Genomic DNA, 6,527 nt, shown 5'->3' on the forward strand with positions numbered 1-6,527 from the left:
GCTGAGCTCGGCGAACGGCACGCGGCGACCGTGGCCGCGGCAGGCCCCGACGTCGAGGCCAGGATCGAGGCCCTCGCGGCAGCCCTCGCCCAGGACGGCTACGCGGCCTCGGCCCGTCCGGTCCCCGGTGGCCGCGCGATCCAGCTCTGCCAGGGACACTGCCCCGTGCAGGACGTCGCCGCGCAGTTCCCGCAGCTGTGCGAGGCGGAGACGAAGGTCTTCTCCGACCTGCTCGGCGTGCACGTCCAACGCCTGTCGACGCTCGCCAGCGGCGGGCACGTCTGCACCACCCACATCCCCACGACCACCTCACCCGTACGAGCAGCATCCGACCGTCCCGCAGCAGCGGAGACCGTGGAGGGAACACCATGACCGCACCCACAGAGGCACGCACCGACGAGGAGATCATCGACTCGATCGGTGGCTACGGCTACGGATGGCACGACTCCGACGCGGCGGGGATGTCCGCCCAGCGGGGCCTGTCCGAAGCGGTCGTGCGCAACATCTCCTCGCTCAAGAGCGAGCCCGAGTGGATGCTCAAGACGCGCCTGAAGTCCCTGCGGCTCTTCGACAAGAAGCCCATGCCGAACTGGGGCTCGGACCTGTCGGGCATCGACTTCGACAACATCAAGTACTTCGTGCGGTCCACCGAGAAGCAGGCCACCAGCTGGGAGGACCTGCCCGAGGACATCAAGAACACCTACGACCGGCTCGGCATCCCCGAGGCCGAGAAGCAGCGCCTCGTCGCGGGCGTCGCGGCCCAGTACGAGTCCGAGGTGGTCTACCACCAGATCCAGGAGAGCCTCGAGGAGCAGGGCGTCATCTTCGTGGACACCGACACGGGTCTGCGTGAGTACCCCGAGATCTTCGAGCAGTACTTCGGCTCGGTCATCCCTCCCGGGGACAACAAGTTCGCGGCCCTGAACACGGCCGTCTGGTCGGGGGGCTCGTTCATCTACGTGCCGCCGGGCGTCCACGTCGACATCCCGCTGCAGGCCTACTTCCGGATCAACACCGAGAACATGGGCCAGTTCGAGCGGACCCTGATCATCGCCGACGAGGGCTCCTACGTGCACTACGTCGAGGGCTGCACGGCGCCGATCTACTCGAGCGACTCCCTGCACTCGGCCGTGGTCGAGATCATCGTCAAGAAGAACGCCCGGGTCCGGTACACGACGATCCAGAACTGGTCGAACAACGTGTACAACCTGGTCACCAAGCGGGCGACCGCGGCCGAGGGCGCGACCATGGAGTGGGTCGACGGCAACATCGGCTCCAAGGTCACGATGAAGTACCCGGCGATCTACCTCATGGGGGAGCACGCCAAGGGCGAGACCCTGTCGATCGCCTTCGCGGGCGAGGGGCAGCACCAGGACGCGGGGGCCAAGATGGTCCACGCCGCGCCGCACACGTCCTCGTCGATCATCTCCAAGTCGGTGGCACGAGGCGGGGGACGCACCTCCTACCGCGGTCTGGTCCAGGTGCTCGAGGGGGCCGAGCACTCGGCCTCGAACGTGCTGTGCGACGCACTCCTGGTCGACCAGATCTCGCGCTCGGACACCTACCCCTACGTGGACGTCCGCGAGGACGACGTGTCCATGGGCCACGAGGCGACGGTCTCTCGCGTGAGCGAGGACCAGCTCTTCTACCTGATGTCCCGCGGCATGGAGGAGACCGAGGCCATGGCCATGATCGTGCGCGGCTTCGTCGAGCCGATCGCGCGTGAGCTGCCGATGGAGTACGCCCTCGAGCTGAACCGGCTCATCGAGCTGCAGATGGAAGGCTCGGTCGGCTGATGACCGTGCCCCACGACGACACCACGACCACGGGAGAGGCTCCGTCCACGCCGATGAGCACTGATCTGTCCACCGACCACAGCCGGGCCGTCGCCGACGGTGCCCACACCCACGGGCGCGGCGGCACCCCCCAGTCCTCCCGGGGCGCCCGGGCGACCTCCTTCGAGCTCGCCGACTTCCCCGTGCCCACCGGGCGCGAGGAGGAGTGGCGCTTCTCCCCGGTCGGTCGGCTCGCCCCGCTGCTCGACGCCGAGGGCACCGGCCTGCCGGGGCCCGGCCCGCAGGTGACCGTCGTCGAGGCCCCCGAGGTCATGGTCGAGATCGTCGGTCGCGACGACGCACGGCTCGGCACCGCGGGGCGCCCGGGCGACCGGACGGCAGCGACCGCGTGGAGCTCCTTCCGCGAGGCCACGGTCGTGACGATCCCCGAGCAGACCGTCGCCTCGGCCGCGACCAGCATCCGGGTCGAGGGGGCCACGGGGGACACCGCGCCCTCGGCCGCGCACCTGCTGATCCACGCCAAGGCCCTGAGCGAGTCGGTGGTGGTCGTCGACCACGTCGGGTCGGCCACCCTCACCGAGACGGTCGAGGTCGTCGCCGAGGACGGGGCGCACGTCACCCTCGTCTCGATCCAGGACTGGGAGCCCGGCTCGGTCCACGCGGCCGCGCACCGGATCCGTCTGGGGCGCGACGCCCACGTCAAGCACATCGTCGTGACCCTGGGCGGCGACGTCGTCCGGGTCACCCCTGACGCGGAGTTCACCGGCGAGGGTGGCGACGTCGAGATGCTCGGTCTGTACTTCGCCGACGCGGACCAGCACCAGGAGCACCGGTTGTTCGTCGACCACGCCGTGGCCTCGTGCCGGTCGCGGGTGACCTACAAGGGCGCCCTGCAGGGTGCCGGGGCTCACACCGTGTGGGTCGGCGACGTGCTCATCCGTGCGGCAGCCGAGGGCACCGACACCTACGAGCTCAACCGGAACCTCGTCCTGTCGGACGGGGCCCGCGCGGACTCGGTGCCGAACCTGGAGATCGAGACCGGGATCATCGAGGGGGCCGGCCACGCCTCGGCCACCGGACGCTTCGACGACGAGCAGCTGTTCTACCTGCGCTCGCGCGGCATCCCCGAGAGCGACGCCCGACGCCTCGTGGTGCGCGGCTTCTTCGCCGAGCTCATCCAGCAGATCGGCGTGCCGGCCATCGAGGAGCGCCTCATCGGCGCCATCGAGGCCGAGCTCGAGAAGAGCATGAGCGAGCTCGAGGCGGTCGCGACGGTGCCCGCATGAGCGCCCAGCTCGCCTGCATGATCGACGACGTGGCGCCCGGGACGGCGCTGCGGGTCGAGCTCGAGGGCCCGAACGGCCCGGTCGAGGTCGCCGTCGCCCGTGACTCGGACGGGACGGTGCACGCCGTCTCGGACATCTGCTCGCACGGGCAGGTCTCGCTGTCCGACGGCGAGGTGGAGGACTGCACCATCGAGTGCTGGCTCCACGGCTCGACCTTCGACCTGCGGACGGGCGCCGCCCTGGCCCTGCCCGCGACCCGGCCCGTGCCGGTCTACCCCGTGACCATCGACGGCGAGCGCGTGCTCGTGGACGTCGACACCACCGTGAACGCCTGAGGAGAACCATGTCCACTCTCGAGATCAGTGACCTGCACGTCAGCGTCGAGACCAAGGAGGGCCCCAAGCCCATCCTGCGCGGGGTCGACCTGACCGTCGCGAGCGGCGAGACCCACGCCATCATGGGCCCCAACGGCTCGGGCAAGTCGACCCTCGCCTACTCGATCGCCGGTCACCCGAAGTACCAGATCACCTCGGGGTCGGTGCACCTCGACGGCCAGGACGTCCTCGCCATGAGCGTCGACGAGCGCGCCCGGGCGGGGATGTTCCTCGCGATGCAGTACCCGGTCGAGGTGCCCGGCGTGAGCGTCTCCAACTTCCTGCGCACCGCCAAGACCGCCATCAGCGGCGAGGCCCCGGCCCTGCGGCACTGGGTCAAGGACGTGCGCACGGCCATGGAGAACCTTCGGATGGACTCGACCTTCGCCGAGCGGAACGTCAACGAGGGCTTCTCCGGCGGGGAGAAGAAGCGCCACGAGATCCTTCAGATGGAGCTGCTCAACCCCAAGTTCGCGATCCTCGACGAGACCGATTCGGGCCTCGACGTCGACGCGCTGCGGGTCGTCTCCGAGGGTGTCAACCGGGTCAAGGCCAGCGGTGAGGTGGGCGTGCTGCTCATCACGCACTACACGCGGATCCTTCGCTACATCCAGCCGGACTTCGTGCACGTCTTCGTCGACGGGCGGATCGCCGAGGAGGGCGGGCCCGAGCTCGCCGACCGTCTCGAGGCCGAGGGCTACGACCGCTTCTTGACGACCTCCGCCTGAGCCCGCGCCCTGAAGGGAGCACCATGACTGCCGTCCTCGAGCCGCAGGCCTCGGCGCCGCGACCGGAGCTCACGGCGGCCGAGCTGACGGCCGTCCGTGCGGACTTCCCGCTCCTCGCACGCACCGTGCGCGGTGGGCGGCCGCTGGTGTACCTCGACTCCGGGGCCACCTCGCAGAAGCCCGACGTCGTCCTGGACGCCGAGCAGGACTTCTACACCCAGCGGAATGCCGCCGTGCACCGCGGGGCCCACCAGCTCGCCGAGGAGGCCACCGAGGCCTACGAGCAGGCCCGGGTCGAGGTCGCCGCTCTCGTGGGCGCCCAGGCCGAGGAGATCGTCTGGGTGCCCAACGCGACCGCAGGCATCAACCTCGTCGCGTACGCGTTCTCCAACGCCACGGCCGGCCGCGGAGGGCAGGCAGCCCGGCGCTTCGTGCTCGCCCCGGGGGACGAGATCGTCGTGACCGAGGCCGAGCACCACGCCAACCTCGTCCCGTGGCAGGAGCTGTGCGCCCGCACGGGGGCCACGCTGCGGTGGATCGGTGTGCATGACGACGGACGCCTGCGCACCGAGGACCTCGCGACGGTCGTGACCGAGCGGACCAAGGTGCTCGCCTTCACGCATGCCTCGAACGTGACCGGGGCCGTGACCGACGTCGCAGCTTTCGTCCGGCGCGCGCGCGAGGTCGGGGCGCTGACGGTGCTCGACGCCTGCCAGAGCGTCCCGCACCTGCCGGTGGACCTGGCGGCTCTCGGCGTCGACCTCGCCGCGTTCTCGGGGCACAAGATGCTCGGCCCCACCGGAGTCGGCGCGCTCTACGGCCGGCGCGAGGTGCTCGAGGCCATGCCGCCCGTCACCACGGGTGGGTCGATGGTCGAGGTCGTGACCATGGAGACGACCACCTACGCGCCCCCGCCGCAGCGGTTCGAGGCGGGCTCGCAGATGGTCGCCCAGGCCGTGGGCATGGGGGCAGCTGCCCGCTACCTGCGCGAGCTCGGCATGGAGGCGGTCGCTGCCCACGAGACCCGGATCGCCGGGCTGCTGCTCGAGGCCGTGACGCGCGTTCCCGGGGTGCGGGTGCTCGGCCCCCTGGACACCCGAGACCGCCTCGCGGCGGTGTCCTTCGTGGTCGACGGGGTGCACGCCCACGACGTCGGCCAGGTGCTCGACGACGCGGGGGTCGCGGTCCGGGTGGGGCACCACTGCGCGCAGCCCCTGCACCGTCGGCTGGGGGTCGCGGCGAGCGCGCGTGCCTCGGCCGCGGTCTACACGACGGACCAGGAGGTCGAGGCCTTCGCCGAGGCCCTCGGGGCCGTCCGTCCGTTCTTCGGCCTCACCGACGGAGGTGCCGCATGAGCTCGATGGAGCAGCTGTACCAGCAGCTCATCCTCGACCACGCCAAGTCCCCCCACGGCAAGGGCCTCACCGAGGGGCACGCGGCCGAGTCCTTCCAGGTGAACCCGACCTGCGGGGACGAGGTCCGGCTGCGCGTGCACTTGACCGAGGCCGCCGACCCGGCGCAGATCGACCGCGTGAGCTGGGAAGGGCAGGGCTGCTCGATCTCCCAGGCCTCGATCTCCGTGATGAGCGAGCTCGTCGACGGGGTCCCCGTCACCGAGGCCGAGGTGCTCGGGGAGACCTTCCGCGCGCTGATGCGGGCCCGGGGCGAGGGGCTCGAGGAGGAGGCCGAGGACCGGCTCGGCGACGCGACGGCCTTCACCGGCGTCGCGCGCTACCCCGCACGGATCAAGTGCGCCCTGCTGGGATGGGCCGCCCTGCGCGACGCCCTGGCCCAGTCCGGGGCGTTGGACCTGCCCGGCCAGGAGAGCTCCCCTGCGCCTGCCCAGCCCGTTCCCGCGGCGTCGGGCGGCACCGACCCCGCCACCCCTCAGGAGGACCACGCATGACCACCACGACCCCACCCACCGCGGCCGACGTCGAGGAGGCCCTGCGCGACGTCATCGATCCCGAGCTCGGGATCAACGTCGTCGACCTGGGCCTCATCTACGGGGTCGCCCTCGACCCCAACAACCACGCCGTGATCGACATGACCCTCACCTCGGCGGCCTGCCCGCTGACCGACGTCATCGAGGACCAGGCCGGCCAGGCCCTCGACGGGCTGGTCGACGGCTTCCGGATCAACTGGGTGTGGATGCCGCCATGGGGCCCCGAGAAGATCACCGACGACGGTCGCGAGCAGCTGCGCGCTCTGGGCTTCAACATCTGAGACCCGGGCGGGTCGAGCAGCTCAGTCGCCGACCCCTCGCGCCGTGAGCGCCTCGCCCGTGCTGCGCGCACGGGCCACCGCCCGGACCGCGGCGGGGGCGAGGACGGCCCGAGGGTC

Annotated in this window: 8 protein-coding genes; all 8 read left to right on the plus strand. The window is 71.1% G+C overall.

Annotation, left to right across the window (positions count from 1 at the left end; all coding sequences use genetic code 11):
• The coding region (locus L0B03_RS12275) for a helix-turn-helix transcriptional regulator (RefSeq protein WP_374204943.1) at nucleotides 1-372 on the plus strand (372 nt) is incomplete at its 5' end.
• Between the two features lie 89 nt (nucleotides 373-461).
• Nucleotides 462-1,796 (plus strand): Fe-S cluster assembly protein SufB, encoded by a 1,335-nt coding sequence (gene sufB / locus L0B03_RS12280; RefSeq protein WP_374204944.1) that lies wholly within the window; start codon nucleotides 462-464, stop codon nucleotides 1,794-1,796.
• 53 nt (nucleotides 1,797-1,849) lie between these two features.
• A complete protein-coding gene (gene sufD, locus L0B03_RS12285) occupies nucleotides 1,850-3,082 on the plus strand; it encodes a Fe-S cluster assembly protein SufD (RefSeq protein WP_250446133.1) in 1,233 nt (410 codons plus the stop codon).
• Nucleotides 3,079-3,417 (plus strand): non-heme iron oxygenase ferredoxin subunit, encoded by a 339-nt coding sequence (locus tag L0B03_RS12290; RefSeq protein ID WP_208053879.1) that lies wholly within the window; start codon nucleotides 3,079-3,081, stop codon nucleotides 3,415-3,417. Before sufD ends, L0B03_RS12290 begins: the two co-directional genes overlap by 4 nt.
• A gap of 8 nt (nucleotides 3,418-3,425) precedes the next feature.
• Nucleotides 3,426-4,184, plus strand: a complete 759-nt coding sequence (sufC, locus tag L0B03_RS12295) for a Fe-S cluster assembly ATPase SufC (RefSeq protein ID WP_250446135.1) — start codon at nucleotides 3,426-3,428, stop codon at nucleotides 4,182-4,184.
• A 23-nt stretch (nucleotides 4,185-4,207) separates the two neighbouring features.
• On the plus strand, nucleotides 4,208-5,539 hold the full coding sequence (locus L0B03_RS12300) for a SufS family cysteine desulfurase (protein WP_250446138.1): 1,332 nt from the start codon (nucleotides 4,208-4,210) through the stop codon (nucleotides 5,537-5,539).
• Nucleotides 5,536-6,090 carry a Fe-S cluster assembly sulfur transfer protein SufU gene (gene sufU, locus L0B03_RS12305; protein WP_250446141.1) on the plus strand — a complete coding sequence of 185 codons (555 nt, stop codon included), beginning with the start codon at nucleotides 5,536-5,538 and terminating at the stop codon, nucleotides 6,088-6,090. The genes L0B03_RS12300 and sufU overlap by 4 nt, the downstream gene beginning before the upstream one ends.
• Entirely contained in the window at nucleotides 6,087-6,410 is a 324-nt protein-coding gene (locus tag L0B03_RS12310; RefSeq protein ID WP_208053883.1) for a metal-sulfur cluster assembly factor, read from the plus strand. Before sufU ends, L0B03_RS12310 begins: the two co-directional genes overlap by 4 nt.
• The last annotated feature ends 117 nt before the right edge of the window (nucleotides 6,411-6,527 follow it).

The sequence above is a fragment of the Actinotalea sp. C106 genome, assembly GCF_023630195.1.
In the GTDB taxonomy this organism is placed as follows: domain Bacteria; phylum Actinomycetota; class Actinomycetes; order Actinomycetales; family Cellulomonadaceae; genus Actinotalea.